General features: G+C 71.7%; 14 protein-coding genes. 6 read left to right on the top strand and 8 right to left on the bottom strand.

The window, feature by feature from the left end; translation table 11 throughout:
• The first annotated feature begins 4 nt into the window (after window positions 1–4).
• From QRY02_RS09960 to QRY02_RS09950, 3 genes are all read left to right on the top strand, one after another.
• Window positions 5–535 carry a hypothetical protein gene (locus tag QRY02_RS09960; RefSeq protein ID WP_285991217.1) on the top strand — a complete coding sequence of 177 codons (531 nt, stop codon included), beginning with the start codon at window positions 5–7 and terminating at the stop codon, window positions 533–535.
• A gap of 354 nt (window positions 536–889) precedes the next feature.
• Window positions 890–1,753, top strand: a complete 864-nt coding sequence (locus QRY02_RS09955) for a helix-turn-helix domain-containing protein (protein WP_285991216.1) — start codon at window positions 890–892, stop codon at window positions 1,751–1,753.
• Window positions 1,754–2,251: 498 nt separating this feature from the next.
• On the top strand, window positions 2,252–3,475 hold the full coding sequence (locus QRY02_RS09950; RefSeq protein ID WP_285991215.1) for a hypothetical protein: 1,224 nt from the start codon (window positions 2,252–2,254) through the stop codon (window positions 3,473–3,475).
• Window positions 3,476–3,624: 149 nt separating this feature from the next.
• Here QRY02_RS09950 and QRY02_RS09945 read toward each other — a convergent pair whose 3' ends face one another.
• On the bottom strand, window positions 3,625–5,907 hold the full coding sequence (locus QRY02_RS09945) for an ATP-binding protein (RefSeq protein WP_285991214.1): 2,283 nt from the start codon (window positions 5,905–5,907) through the stop codon (window positions 3,625–3,627).
• A gap of 352 nt (window positions 5,908–6,259) precedes the next feature.
• Here QRY02_RS09945 and QRY02_RS09940 point away from each other — a divergent pair, with 352 nt between their 5' ends.
• Together QRY02_RS09940 and QRY02_RS09935 are read left to right on the top strand one after the other, a co-directional pair.
• The gene (locus QRY02_RS09940; RefSeq protein WP_285993808.1) at window positions 6,260–6,541 is read left to right on the top strand and encodes a hypothetical protein; all 282 of its coding nucleotides are present in this window, start codon (window positions 6,260–6,262) and stop codon (window positions 6,539–6,541) included.
• A 75-nt stretch (window positions 6,542–6,616) separates the two neighbouring features.
• Window positions 6,617–7,021: an ATP-binding protein gene (locus QRY02_RS09935; protein ID WP_285991213.1), complete on the top strand. Its 405-nt coding sequence runs from the start codon at window positions 6,617–6,619 to the stop codon at window positions 7,019–7,021.
• A gap of 39 nt (window positions 7,022–7,060) precedes the next feature.
• Here the strand turns inward: QRY02_RS09935 and QRY02_RS09930 are convergent, their stop codons facing one another.
• The 6 genes from QRY02_RS09930 to QRY02_RS09905 form a co-directional block, all read right to left on the bottom strand.
• The gene (locus tag QRY02_RS09930) at window positions 7,061–7,687 is read right to left on the bottom strand and encodes a hypothetical protein (protein ID WP_285991212.1); all 627 of its coding nucleotides are present in this window, start codon (window positions 7,685–7,687) and stop codon (window positions 7,061–7,063) included.
• The gene (locus QRY02_RS09925) at window positions 7,684–8,811 is read right to left on the bottom strand and encodes a hypothetical protein (protein WP_285991211.1); all 1,128 of its coding nucleotides are present in this window, start codon (window positions 8,809–8,811) and stop codon (window positions 7,684–7,686) included. The genes QRY02_RS09930 and QRY02_RS09925 overlap by 4 nt, the downstream gene beginning before the upstream one ends.
• Complete coding sequence (locus QRY02_RS09920; protein ID WP_285991210.1) at window positions 8,808–9,143, bottom strand: hypothetical protein; 336 nt, start codon at window positions 9,141–9,143, stop codon at window positions 8,808–8,810. The genes QRY02_RS09925 and QRY02_RS09920 overlap by 4 nt, the downstream gene beginning before the upstream one ends.
• 11 nt (window positions 9,144–9,154) lie before the next feature.
• Complete coding sequence (locus tag QRY02_RS09915; RefSeq protein WP_285991209.1) at window positions 9,155–9,649, bottom strand: YbaB/EbfC family nucleoid-associated protein; 495 nt, start codon at window positions 9,647–9,649, stop codon at window positions 9,155–9,157.
• Between the two features lie 89 nt (window positions 9,650–9,738).
• On the bottom strand, window positions 9,739–10,041 hold the full coding sequence (locus QRY02_RS09910; protein ID WP_285991208.1) for a DUF1905 domain-containing protein: 303 nt from the start codon (window positions 10,039–10,041) through the stop codon (window positions 9,739–9,741).
• 45 nt (window positions 10,042–10,086) lie between these two features.
• The gene (locus QRY02_RS09905; protein ID WP_502874196.1) at window positions 10,087–10,692 is read right to left on the bottom strand and encodes a hypothetical protein; all 606 of its coding nucleotides are present in this window, start codon (window positions 10,690–10,692) and stop codon (window positions 10,087–10,089) included.
• A gap of 136 nt (window positions 10,693–10,828) precedes the next feature.
• Here QRY02_RS09905 and QRY02_RS09900 point away from each other — a divergent pair, with 136 nt between their 5' ends.
• Window positions 10,829–12,481, top strand: a complete 1,653-nt coding sequence (locus QRY02_RS09900; RefSeq protein WP_285991206.1) for a glutamate--tRNA ligase — start codon at window positions 10,829–10,831, stop codon at window positions 12,479–12,481.
• A gap of 13 nt (window positions 12,482–12,494) precedes the next feature.
• Here the strand turns inward: QRY02_RS09900 and QRY02_RS09895 are convergent, their stop codons facing one another.
• A complete protein-coding gene (locus tag QRY02_RS09895; RefSeq protein WP_285991205.1) occupies window positions 12,495–12,872 on the bottom strand; it encodes a hypothetical protein in 378 nt (125 codons plus the stop codon).
• Window positions 12,873–12,903: the final 31 nt, after the last annotated feature.

Raw genomic sequence — 12,903 nt, 5'->3', positions numbered from 1 at the left:
CACCATGACCCTGCGCAGCGATCTGACCACCTTGCTGGCGAACGCCGGCCTCGTCGACGTGGACATCGACGAGGCCTTGGCGGACGAGCACGTGCGGTCGGCCGCCTACCGGCGCGTCGTCGCGGTCGCCGCCGCCGGTGAGAGCCGTGACGCCGATCGCGAGCTCGTGGCCGCGCTCGTGCGCGACCCCGACCAGCTGGCGGCCAAGTCGGCGGTGGTCGAACTCGTCGACCGGATCGCGGCAAAGGCGGCGAGCCCCGACGCGTTCCGGCAGTGGGCGGACGGGATCCTGCCGGTGACGGACCGGCTCCCGGCCGAGGGCAACCGCGCCTTCGTCCGCCGCCGCGTCGGCGACTGGCTGCTCTCCCTGTCGGTCAAGGCCGGTGCCGTGCCGACCGAGGCCGAACTGGCCGCTGTCACCCCCTGGATGCAGCGGCTCCTGGCCGAGGAATCGACGTCGCGGCCGGTCCTCGCGCTGCTCGCCGAATCCGGGCACACCCGTAAGATCCGCAACATCGCAAAGAACCGGGCCTGACGGCCAGTACGGCAACAGCCGGCGCCCCGGCTGCCGGCCGATCCGGATCGGCACCCGCGCCCAGTCGTACTCGCGTGGCCGTGCGCGCCGGCCCCGACCGACAGCCGCCGCCACGCCCGGGCGAGCAGATCAGCGATCAGCTCGGACTTCGCAGCCACCCCACGAAACGGCCCGCGATCCGCTCAGGCACCAGTTTCGGCGCCCATCCCGGAGCCTCCAGCCGGACCGCCACCTGTCCGCTGTCCAACCGGCGAGTCGCCTGCCTCCAAAGTGACACACACCACACAGGGTGCTATCGTTCTGCTATGTGGCAGATCGACAGACTGCCACTCTTGAGAGGAGAGTAAGCAGATCATGACTAAGGCGCACTCCCCAGTGGCCAGCCAGCGGCGGGTGCTGGCCGAAATGAAGGAGGCGCGAGAAGCCCTGCAGTTGACGCAAAAGGAGGTCGCGGAGGCACTCGACTGGTCCGTCTCGAAGCTGATCCGCATCGAAGGCGGCACGGTCGGCCTGTCCATCACCGATCTGAAGGCCCTCCTGCTGCACTACGGCATCACCGACCGGGATCGCGTCGAAAAATATGTCGCGATGGCCAAAGCGGGAAGGGAACCCGGCTGGTGGGACCAGTACAAGCGGACCAACAGCCCGGAGTTCGTGAAATTCCTCGGTCTGGAGTCGGCCGCCGTGGTCCTGCGCCAGTACCAGCTGCTGGTGGTCCCGGGCCTGCTCCAGATACCGGCCTACACGAGTTCGCTGGCTTTGACGGCATCGGGAAAGCCGGAACTCGCCGATCTGCACGTCAGGTTGCGCCGGGATCGTCAACAGCGGCTGGCGGACCCGGACCTGGAGAACTTCTTCATCCTCGACGAATCGGTGCTGCACCGCCGCATCACCGACGCCGACGTGTGGCGGCAGCAACTGCAGCACCTCCGCGACATCGCCCTGCAACCCAACGTGACCCTGCGAGTCCTGCCCTACAAGGCGGGCTGGGTCCGGGGGATGCAGAGCTCCTTCGAGCTACTCCAGTTGTCCGAACAGTCGAACGATTTGTTCCTCGACGTGGAGCAGCCCGACGGAGATCAGTTCTTCGACGACGTCACCGGCGCCGTCAAGGCCGCCGAGTTCATCCAGCTCTTCTTCGGCCTCGAAGAGGCAGCGCATTCCGCCGACGAAACACCTGAGCTGATCGACCGCATGCTGGAAAGGCTGGACGACTGATGAGACAAGCGTGAAGAAGCGGCCCCCGGCTGCCACCAGGGACCGCTTCCGCAAGGCAATAACCTCCGCCCCACGTGACACGAGCGCGGACTTACTGCCGAAGGCGACAGCATACGACTCCCCGACCGGGGGTTGGTGCCGCCGTCCGGTTGGAGACCCGAGATCATCTCTCCGGGAACGTGAATTCACCTATATCGGGTGACTCAGAGCCACCCAGACCGGGAACCGGGCCACGAACCCGCCGTCCGGCCTGCCAGTGCCTCTCCCCAGGACAGGGTTGTCCGCGACACCGCCGGCCTCGGCGCCGGCCCGCGCACCCGCGCCCCGCGACCGCCCGACCCATGTCCGGCGAATCGGCGATGTCGCCGATTCCGTTCCAGGAGGCACCGTGAAAGTCGCCGTCCCCGCCGACCGCAGACCGTTCCCCCGTCCCTTACCGGCGCTGGCCAGCCGAGCCGGCGCGCTGCGGTACGCCTCACGCCGGGAGGGGTGGCCACGGTGAACGACGAAAACGGAATACAAGAGCACTGGGCCACCCTGCTCGGCCTGCCGGCCCTCTTCTTCGCCCCGCACGTGGTCGCGTTGCTCAGGCTCAACGACCTCGTCCCCCTCATCGACGCCGACCACCGGGTGATGCGCGTCTACGCCGTGCCGGACAACGGTGAGGACCGGCCCGATACCGCCGAACTCATCCGTGCCGACGGCGGGGTTCTGCTGACCATGCCGCAGGTCCGGCGGGTCACCCACGGGCTGGTGCTCGCCGGGAGCACTCGCGGCATCCACGACGTGCTGGGGCCCCTGCTCCTGGTTCCCCACGGTGGCGGGCTCGGGCAGTACCGCCCCCACCGCACCGACACCGACGCCGCGCTCGTCACCGGCCTCCACCCCGCGCAGCTGATGCGGAACGGCCGGGTACGCCCCGACCGGATCGCGCTGACGCACGAACGGGAACGGGATCTCCTCGCCCAGTTCTGCCCGGAGGCTCTGCCGCACGCCTTCGTCGGCGGTGACATCGCCTTCGACCGGCTCGTCGCCACCGCGGAATACCGTGACCAGCACCGGCGTGCCCTCGGCGTCAAGGACGACCGGGAAATCCTGCTGGTCACCTCCACCTGGTCACCTCGATCGGGCTTCGGCCGCAATCCGGAACTCTTCCGGCAGATCGTCGAAGCGGCGCCGCGCGATCGGTTCCGGGTGGTCGCCTCCCTCCACCCGCAGATCTTTTCGCAGCACGGCGTCGGCCAGGTGCTCGGCTGGCTCTCCGACGCCATCGAAGCCGGGCTCGGCGTGCTGGCTCCGCACACCGACTGGCGCGGTGCGGTCGCCGCCGCCGACTACGTGATGGCCGACTACACGTCAGTCGGCACTTTCGCAGCCGGCCTCGGGACTCCCGTCCTGCGGCTTCCGCACGGCCCTCAGCCGCTGCTGGCCGGGAGCCCGACCGCCGTCCTGGCCGAGCACACCCCGCGGTGGGACGCCACGCGCCCGCTGCTCCCCCAACTCCACGCCGCCGCCGACGCGCAGGGCCGTGGGCTCGGCGCCCGGATCGCCGGCTTGCTGACCTCGCGCCCCGGGGAGGCCGGGAAGGCCTTCCGGAAGGAGATGTACGAACTGCTCGGTCTCCCCGAACCGGCGCGAGCGGTTCCGCTCTCCCCCGCGCCCCTCCCCCAGCTCGTGTCCCGGCCGGTCATCCCGCGGCCGCGAAGCCGGCCGGGCGGGTGACCGGCCCCCTCCGGTGGAGCTACGCGCTGCCCTCCGGCGCGGAGGGCAGCTTCGTCACCGCCGGGCGTGGACAGCGCCCGGCGCTGGCGGACGTCCTCGTCCACCCTGGGACCCACGTCTTCGCCGACGCCCGCGCCGTCATCGCGCGGTCATTCATCGAGCTGCCGGGGTTGACCATCGCGGCCGTCCGGCTGGCGGGGTGCCGGTGCGTGGTCGGGCACCGCCGCGGTGACCTCGGCATCGTGCGGGGCGAGCTCGCCGCCGTCGCCGGTTACGTCTGGGTTCTCGGCGGCCGGCGCCTCCGCGATCTCGGCGTCGTATCGCCGCAGCCGGGCGCGGACCCGCTCCACCTGCGGCCCGCCGACCTGCTCGTACAGCTCCAATGCCTCGACGAGGTGGCCGCGGGCCGCCCTCGGGTCGTTCTCGCACTCCGCCACGTCGGCGAAACCGACCAGGACGTCCGCCTGGTAGACCGCTGAGCCCGCCTCCGCCAGTACCGTCCGCGCCCGCTCCAGGCGACGCTTCGCCGAGGCGATGTCGCCGCCGCGAGCGTCCAGGCGAGCCAGCCCGACCAGGACCTTCGCCTCGTCCTTCTCGTCTCCCAGGTCGGCGAACATCCGGCGGGCGCGCTGGAGGTGCTCCGCCGCTTCGGCCGGCCGGTCCGCCTTGGCCAGTACCTCGCCGATGCGGCGGTGCCGCTGGGCGACGCCGCGGTCGATGCCCAGCTCGCGTTCGATCTCCAGGCTGCCGGTGTAGAACGAGATCGCCGCCGGAACGTCGCCGCGGCCCTGCGCCGCCGTTCCCAGCTGGTCGAGCGCCACCGATTCGTTGTGCCGGCTCCCGGCCGCGCGCGCCAGCTCCAGTGCGTGACCGCATTCGCGCTCCGCGGCCTCGAACCGGCCCAGGTCCAGGTACGCGCGGCCGAGCTGGCAGCGCAGCCGCGACTCCGCGACCGCGTCCCGGCAGCGCTGCGCCGCCGCGATGCCGATCTCGTGCGAACGCAGCCAGCGGGGGAAGTGCTTCCGGTGCAGGAACAGCTCCCACAGGGCCTCGCACAGCTGCCACGCCAGCCGGTCGTGCTGCTGTTCGGCGGCCGCTTCCAGCACCGCCAGCACGTTCGGCAGCTGTCCGTCGAGCCAGTCGAGCGCTTCCCGTCCCGAGCCGAACGCGGGCGGCGCGGTGCGGTACTGCTCGCACACCGGGCTGATCCGCCAGCGCAGCGGGATGACGACCATGTTCGCCCGCGTCATCTCGTGCAGGAACCAGGTCGCCAGCCGCGGGAGCACCTCGGCCCGGCCGGAATCACGCTGCGCGCGGGCGTGCAGGCGGACGAGGTCGTGGAACCGGAAGCGGAGCTCGCCGACCTCTTCCAGGAGGCTCGCGTCGACGAGCAGCTCCAGCCCGTCGCTGGTCGCCGGTTCGGTCAGGCCGGTCGCCGCCACCGCCACGTCGACGCCGAACGAAGCGCCCGGGAACTCGCTCAGCAGCCGGTACAGCGTCGCGGCCGTCGGCGGCAACGCCCGGTACGACCAGTCGAACATCGCCGCCACCGGGGCGTCGCCCTCCGCCGAAAGCCGGCTCAGCCGGGATCGTTCGTCGCCGAGTTCGGCCACCACCCGCGCGACCGGCCACCGCGGCCGGGACGCCAGCCGGGCCGACGCCACGCGCAGCGCGATCGGCAACCGTCCGCAAAGGACCGCCAGCTCGGCGACCGCGGCCATTTCACCGGCGACTCTCGACCGGCCAACCGCCTGCACGACCAGCTCGACGGCCTTCGGCTGGGAAAGGGGCGCCACGTCGAGGAATCGCGCACCTTCGGACCCGAGCCCGTCCAGCCGCAGGCGGCTGGTCACCAGCACCAGGCAGCCGGCAGACGCGGGCACCAGCGGGCGGACCTGGGCCGCCGAGAACGCGTTGTCCAGCACGACCAGCAACCGCCGGCCCGCCGTCGTCGTCCGGAACAGGGCCGCCTGCTCGGCCAAGTCGGGCGGCACGCGCTCGGGCGCGACCCCCAGCGCACGCAGGAACGCGCTGAGCGCCTCTTCCGGGACGACCGCGGTCCCCGGCGAGAACCCCCGCAGGTCGGCGTAGAGCTGACCGTCGGGGTAGCTGCCGGCGTGCCGGGCACCCCAGGTGACGGCGAGGGCGGTCTTGCCGACGCCGCCCGGCCCGACCAGCACGGCCACCGCCGGCCGTCCACCGGTGTCTTCCCCGGCGACGTCGTCCAAGGCCGCGAGTTCGCCGGCCCGGCTCGTGAAGTGCGACGGCGCCGCCGGCAGCTGCCGGGGCACCGGGGCGGGCTCCGCCCGGCGGGGGCCGGCGATCCACACGTCGCCGGTGATCGTCCCGGCCTGCAGCACCGTGCCGGCCGCGTCGCCGCCGAGGGAATTGTGGACTCCGGATGGTGAGGTGGCCTCGCTCCGAAACGTCATCCGAGAACTCCCGCCAGATCCCGAACTCCCCTGTCTACCGGGCGCCCGCTCGCCGACGCACGGAAACACGGCGGAATTACCCCGAACGTACGCCGGCCAGGACACCTCGGGGCCAGGCGCATGGGCGGGCACCGACCAACGGCAGGCCACCGCGAGCTGCTCCGGCGTACGAGTGGTTCCACCGCCGCCGGCCGGCCCACGGCGTACCGTTCGAGGCACGGACACGGCGTGCTCTCCTCCCCCTCGGAGCGCGCCGTGCCCGCCAGCGGAGATGTTGGTGCGCAGTGGTTCTCGAGCTGACGTGAACGAGAATCCGCTGTTCGACCGAAGGTGCTCGCCGCTTCGCGTGTCTATGCTGGACGGCGGCAAGACTTTCGGTTCCGGGAAGACGCGCGACATGAACGACCAGCGGCAGGTGCTCGTCCGGGCGGAGTCCCGGCAGGTCGTCGTCTCCGATGTCGACGGCGGTCGTGAGACGCTCACCTATCCGGGTGTCACGCTCACGCGCGTCACCGCCGGCATCCCGGACGAACGCGTCTGGCTGCCGATGGGCGACCGCCCCAGCGAATTCGACGACGAAGCCCTCATCGAGGCTCTGCGCGCGGCGTTCCTCTGGCGGATCGGGCTTCCGTAGCACCCCTTTTTCCGGCGGCCGGAGGAGTAACGGCCGGTTTCCCGGGTACGCCCTCCGTGAAGGAGGGGTCGCACGGTGCAAGTGAACTGGGGCGCGTCACACGAGCCGGGATGGCAGGTGCTGGACGTCGCCGGAGCGGACCCCTCGGGGCTGGCCGCCGCGCGCCGGTGGGCCCAGGCCAAGCTGGCTTCGCTCGCCGACGCCAGCCGGGTCGACGCTGTGATCGTGGTCGGCGAGCTGCTGGAGAACGCCTACGTCCACGCCACCGGCCCCCGGCAGCTGCGGATCCACCTCACGCACGACCCGTGCCAGGTGACCGTGGCCGTCGCCGACACCGGTACCGGCGAACCGCGGCTGCGGGTGCCGGGCCGCTCCGGTGGCCGGGGCCTGCTGCTCGTCGACGAACTCGCCCTCGCCTGGGGCGTGAGCCACCACGACGACGGGAAGGTCGTCTGGGCCCGCCTCGCCTGCGAGGACTAGTCCGCGTCTGACAAGCGTTGAGGCCGGCCGCTGGTGGTTCTAGCGGCCGTTCCAGTGGATGACGTCCGGGAACTCGACGAACTTCCGCAGGTGCTGCTGCTCGGTGCGGCCCTGCACCGGGAGCCGGAAGATCGAGCCGTCCGGCCAGGTCAGCGTGCTCTTGCGGAAGCTGAGCTCCGGTGCCTGCGGCTTGCGTGCCTCCCAGACGATCCGCGGTGGGGGCGCGTCGGCCGGGTCGGTGGTGGTCGGCCCGGTGTCCACCACCGCCAGGCACGACGGCGAGCACGCCAGCCACGCGCCCTTCACGGACCGGAGCCGGTCGGCCAGGTCGAGCGCCATCGCGTTCTCCGGGCCCGAAACGCCGATCACCCGCTGGAACGGCAGTCCCGGTCGTTCGCCGTGCGCCAGGGCGAAGACGCCGAACACCGCGGCGCCGATCCCGCGCAGGATGTTCCAGAAGAACCGGCGGACGAGCCGCTTGCCCTCGACGGTGCCGTCCCGGCGGCGGCCGGGGACGTCGTAGCCCACGTCGGTGTCGCCGAAGTGCAGCACGATGACCGGCTCGCGCCACCGGTCCCGCATCAGCGCCTCGACGCGCTCGCGGTGCCCGGGCCGGACCCGGGTCTGCTCGGACCAGCGCTCGACGCCCTCGGCGATCCCGCTCAAATGTCCAGGTCCTTGCGCGTGTCCTCCGGGCTCCGGTCCCCGCCGATCTCGCTCTTGTCGAACCACGGTTCGTCCCCCTCGGGTGTGACGGCTTCCTTGCCTTCGGCGAACGCCCCCTTGCCCGCTCCGATGCCCGCCTTCACGCCCGCGCCGGCGAGGAGCGGCTTGACGCCCGCCGAAGTGCCGAACATCGTCGTGAGCGCCCGGTTGCTCGGCTGCCAGCCCTGGGCGACCGCGCCGAAGCCGAACTTCGTCTCGCCGGGCATCACGCCGATGCGCAGCTTGCGGGTGAACACCTCGAGCTTCCCGGAGTACTTGACCAGGAACTCCATGAACTTGTCGAGCAGCTTGCCGAACTTGCCGAGGTAGCGCGTCACCTTCTGCAGCACGCTGGCCGCCTTGGCGATCGACGCGGTCATCGCGGCCGCGACCGAGCCGCCGAAGCTGATCACCGACGCCGCCAGCGCCGGCAGCCACAGGGTGATCAGCCAGGACACCAGCTCGGTGATGATCCCCTTGATCACCTCTTCGATGACCACCATGACCATCGACCACATCTGCAGCACCTCGGCCACCGAGCCGGCGGCCGAGCCGATGCCGCGGATGCCGGAGGAGAAGTCGCCGAGCGCTTCCTTCGCCGCGTCGCCCGCCTCGTCCACCCACTCGGCCAGCGCGGCGTCGCCGGTGCGCTCGAAGTCGTCGGCGAGCGCGACGAAGCCCTGGGCGATCGTGACGAAGTTCTCCGAGGCGTGACCGATGGCCGGGCCGTCCCCGGTGACCTGGTGCAGCGCGTCCTGCAGGGGCTGGACCAGCTCGAGCAGCATGTTCAGGCCGTGACTGACCAGCCAGCCGATCGGGTCCATGGCGAAGGTGACCATGTCGCCGGCGGCGGCTCCGACGAACGCCGCGCCGTCGCCGACCAGCGCGGCCCCCGCGGACGCCAGCTCGCCCGGGCCGTCGGCCTCCGCGGCCTGCCGGGCGTGCTCGCCGATCTTCTTGCCCGCCTTGTAGGCGGTGCCGGCCACCGGCACGTAGCCCGCCGCGCGGTCGAGGTTCGCGCCCGTGCTCTCGTCGTAGGCCCCGACGTCCAGCGCGTCGGCGATGCTCTTCTTCGGCTCGGTCATTCGCCCTGCCCGATCGCGTCGATTTCCGCCTCGTACCGGCCGAAGGTGACCTTCCCGGCGTCTTCGGCGCCCTGGTACATCTCCGCGGCCTTGGTGAGCTTCGTGGTGAACCCGTCCACGCCGTCCTTGAGGTCGGTGAGCAGCGAACGCAGCTCGGCGAGGCGGTCGGTGTAGCCCTGCTTCGCGAAGAGGCCGACGAGGCCCCATGCTTCGTTCGTGACGTCGGCGGCGTCGATCTTCGCGCCGAACTTGTCCGCCTCCTGCTCGTAGAACGGCAGCTGCTTGGCGTAGGCGGAGATCGCGCCGATGTTCGTCTGAATTCCGTCTGGCATCGCGGGTTTCCCTAGGATCGGCGGAGGATGGGGCCCTGGTCGAAGTCGTCGTCGTCCCCGGCGGCGGGCCGGCGGGCGGGCCGCGACGGCTGCCGCGGCTCCTGCTCCGACGCGGGTCCGGCCGCCACGGTTCCGAACGCCTCCGCCTGGGCTTCGCGCACCTGCGCCGAGACGTCCACGCCGAACGCGTCGCCGAAGGTCTCGTCCACGATGCCGGCCTGCTGCTGCGCGGCCCCGGCCGCCGCCCGGCGGATGGTGTGCATGATCGTCGCGGCCAGCTGCCCGGCTTCGACGCGGGTGGCCCCGGCGGTGAGCCGCAGGTCGGTGATGGTGCCGCCGGCGCCCGCGGTGACGGTCACGGTCCCGTCGGGCGAGGTGACCGTGGTCTCCAGCCGGGCGATCCGCTCCTGCATGTCACCGACGCCGGCGAAGCGGGCCTCGGCCTGCCGTACCTTGTTCTGGAAGTGCTGGAACTGGGCGATCAGCTCGTCCATCTGGGCGGACATCGTGTCTCCCTTTGCGCGGTTCGGGGCCCTGTGTCCGCATCATGACAGATCCGTTCCGCGGCCGATCGCGTTTCGCCGGATCGGGCGCCTCAGAAGTCGACGAGCTCCACGGTCACCGTGCAGGTGTCCCCCACGCCGAGGCCTTCGGCCTGCCGGACCGCCCGTTTGAGGGGCAGGACGTAGGCCTCGCGCGCACCGTCCGGGAAGATCGAGGTCTTCCAGCTCGTGACGCCGATCGTCACCCGGACGCGCACCGAACCGAAGCCGCGCCGCGGCTCGGCGGCGAGCTCGCGGATGTCGTCCGACGCCTCGGCGGGCAGGCTGACGAAGACCCAGCTGTCGGCGCGCCGGGCGTCCCATTCCCACAGCTCGGCCTCGAAGACGATGATCACGCGCGCAGTGTCACACAGGGCACCGACAGTTTCCGCCGGCTCCCGTCAGAGGCATGGCGGCCGGTAGCCGTCGATGCGCAGGCCGCGGAACTCCAGCTCGTTCGGCGTCTTCCCGACGAACACCAACCCCCGCGCCTCGCGCAGCGCCGAGGCGAACGAGTACGAGGGCGTCCCCAGCTCCGGCAGCGACGTCCACCGGCGCGGCGAGAACCCGAAGAACTTCGTCACCAGCCGGCCCCCGGTCGACGGGACCGGCGTGAGCCACTTGTCGCCGCCGCTCCAGTGGGACGCCGGACGCAGCTGGACGTACAGGTCGTCGGTCGCGCGGTAGGTCAGCAGGAATCCCGCCGAACGGGACAGGTCGGCCTGCGCCTCGAACCGGTTGCCCAGCCACACCACGGCCACGTGCCACTCCGCGCCGAGGAACGCCACCTCGGCCGCGTACCGGCGTCCCCGGGGCACGAGCAGGCTCCCGGTGGCCGGGACGGTCGCCCCTTCGCCGCTGGCCAGCCACTGCTGCAACCGGTCGATCGACGGTGTCGCGCATTCGTGGCCCGTCCGGGCGGACGCGGTGGCCGGGGCGGACAGCGGGAGCACCAGCAGGGCAGCCAAGGCCGAAAGCGTTCTGGCGAAAGGAAACCGACCGCGCATTCCCGGCAAGCTAGCACCGCGGCCCGCCGAGCACCACCTGCCCGGGCGGGCCGGCAGGCCGCACGGCTAGGCTCGTCGTCGGCGAAAACGACCATTTTCGCCGAGGCAAGCGCACCACGACGCGGGAGAACAACCCATGCTGGACCGAGCGGTCATCGACGCACTCTTCCCTGCCGACCTGCCGGAGCCCGAGCACTGGGAGCAGCAGTACCCCGCCCGCGACCTCCCCGAGGGCGCGCTGGTCACGCGCCTGGGCCCGTCGCCGACCGGGTTCGTGCACATCGGTGGCATCTACGTCGGCACCATCGACCAGGACGTCGCCCGCCGCTCCGGCGGCCGCTACCTCGTCCGCATCGAGGACACCGACCAGTCCCGCGAGGTCGAAGGCGCCCTCGAGCAGTTCGAACGCGGCTTCCGCTACTTCCGCCTCGCCGCCGACGAGGACACCGACCGCGGCGGGGACTACGGCCCCTACCGGCAGTCGGCCCGCGAGCGCATCTACCTCACCTACGTCCGCGACCTGCTCCGCCAGGGCAAGGCGTACCTCGACTTCGCCACCAAGGAAGAGCTGGCCGCCATCACCCAGCGGCAGCAGGCCACCAAGCTGCCGACCGGCTACTACGGCAGCTGGGCGATCTGGCGCGACGCCGACCCGGCCGACGTCCAGGCCAAGCTCGACGCCGGCGCCCCGTACGTCGTGCGGTTCCGCGCCCCGGACGACACGGGCGCGCGCGCCCGCTTCACCGACGCCATCCGCGGGCCGCTGGAAGCCGAGGCCAACCGCAACGACGTCGTCATCCTCAAGAGCTCCGACCAGAGCCCCCGGCTGCCGACCTACCACTTCGCGCACGCCGTCGACGACCACCTCATGCGGGTGAACCTGGTGATCCGCGGCGACGAGTGGATCTCGTCGGTCCCGGTGCACCAGCAGCTGTTCGACGCGCTCGGCTTCGAGCCGATCGCCTACGCGCACATCGCGCCGCTGATGAAGCAGGAGGGCGGCAGCAAGCGCAAGCTGTCCAAGCGCAAGGACCCGGAAGCGTCCGTCGACTTCTTCATCGAAGCCGGCTACCCCGCCGACGCCGTCCTGTACTACCTGCGCGGCCTCGCCAACGGCCGGCTCGCGGAAATGCCGCTCGAACAGGCCCTGACCGAGCCGATCAACCTCGACGAGTGTGGCGTCGCCGGTCCGCTGGTGGACCTGGTCAAGCTCGACGACATCGCCGCCGATCACATCGCCACCCTGTCCGGCGCCGAGATCCTCGACGCCGTGCGCGACTGGGCCGGGCGGTTCGACCCCGAGCTGCGCCGGGTCCTCGACGAGGAGCCCGACCTCGCCCTGCGCGCGCTGGCCGTGGAGCGCGAAGGCGCCGAGAACCCGCGCAAGGACCTGAAGAAGTGGAGCGAGTTCCGCGCGGTCTACGGCTTCTTCTTCCCGCAGCTCCACGCGGCCGTCACCGGGCCCGACGACGAGCGCATCGCGGCGCTGGGCGTCGACCGCGCGGTCGTCCAGGCGGTGGCCCGCGACTTCGCCGCCGACTACCGCCAGCTCGACGACGGCCAGGAGTGGTTCGACCAGATCCGCGCGGTCGCGGCCAAGCACGGCTTCGCCCGCAACGCCAAGGAGTTCAAGAAGAACCCCGAGGGCTTCCCCGGCTCCATCCGCGAGGCCTCGCAGATCATCCGCATCGCCCTCACCGGGTCGACGCGCAGCCCCGACCTGCACGCGATCACGCAGGCGCTGGGCCAGGACGAGGTCCTCGGCCGGATCGCCGCGCTCACCAAGTAGCGCGGCGGCCGCCTCAGGCGCGCTCGTCGTCCTCGAAGGGGCGGAAGGCGAAGCGCACCACGCTCGCCGGCCCGGCCTTGGCCCCGCTGGCGGGCACGGCGGCGATCAGCCCGGCTGTGTCCTCGCGGTCCAGCCGGGCCAGGAGGCGGGCCAGCGCTTCCGGCGCCCCCACCGGTTCCGCCGGCGTCTGGATCAGCGTGCGGTGGAGGATCCCGACGTCCCAGCCGTCCGCGCGGCCGCTGCCCGCCGGCACCCGGAGGGTCGCGTCGAGCAGCCACCGCGGTGGCTTTCCGGTCAGCGCCGGTGTCGCATGGGCCGTCAGGCCGACGACCTGGTCGGCGCGGAGCAGGCCGTCACTGAGCGTCGCGATCCACACGTTGGTCAACCCCATGGATCAACGGATAACAGCCGCGCCCCGTTGC

This window comes from Amycolatopsis sp. DG1A-15b (genome assembly GCF_030285645.1).
Classification (GTDB): domain Bacteria; phylum Actinomycetota; class Actinomycetes; order Mycobacteriales; family Pseudonocardiaceae; genus Amycolatopsis.
This window is presented reverse-complemented; position numbering and strand designations above follow the sequence as displayed.

Excerpts from the sequence above, each read along its gene's own strand:
- QRY02_RS09955 (WP_285991216.1), top strand. The coding sequence starts at position 890 with ATGACTAAGGCGCACTCCCCAGTGGCCAGCCAGCGGCGGGTGCTGGCC.
- QRY02_RS09915 (WP_285991209.1), bottom strand. The coding sequence starts at position 9,649 with ATGTCCGCCCAGATGGACGAGCTGATCGCCCAGTTCCAGCACTTCCAG.
- QRY02_RS09905 (WP_502874196.1), bottom strand. The coding sequence starts at position 10,692 with ATGCGCGGTCGGTTTCCTTTCGCCAGAACGCTTTCGGCCTTGGCTGCC.
- QRY02_RS09895 (WP_285991205.1), bottom strand. The coding sequence starts at position 12,872 with ATGGGGTTGACCAACGTGTGGATCGCGACGCTCAGTGACGGCCTGCTC.
- QRY02_RS09900 (WP_285991206.1), top strand. The coding sequence starts at position 10,829 with ATGCTGGACCGAGCGGTCATCGACGCACTCTTCCCTGCCGACCTGCCG.
- QRY02_RS09920 (WP_285991210.1), bottom strand. The coding sequence starts at position 9,143 with ATGCCAGACGGAATTCAGACGAACATCGGCGCGATCTCCGCCTACGCC.
- QRY02_RS09960 (WP_285991217.1), top strand. The coding sequence starts at position 5 with ATGACCCTGCGCAGCGATCTGACCACCTTGCTGGCGAACGCCGGCCTC.
- QRY02_RS09945 (WP_285991214.1), bottom strand. The coding sequence starts at position 5,907 with ATGACGTTTCGGAGCGAGGCCACCTCACCATCCGGAGTCCACAATTCC.
- QRY02_RS09940 (WP_285993808.1), top strand. The coding sequence starts at position 6,260 with ATGCTGGACGGCGGCAAGACTTTCGGTTCCGGGAAGACGCGCGACATG.
- QRY02_RS09925 (WP_285991211.1), bottom strand. The coding sequence starts at position 8,811 with ATGACCGAGCCGAAGAAGAGCATCGCCGACGCGCTGGACGTCGGGGCC.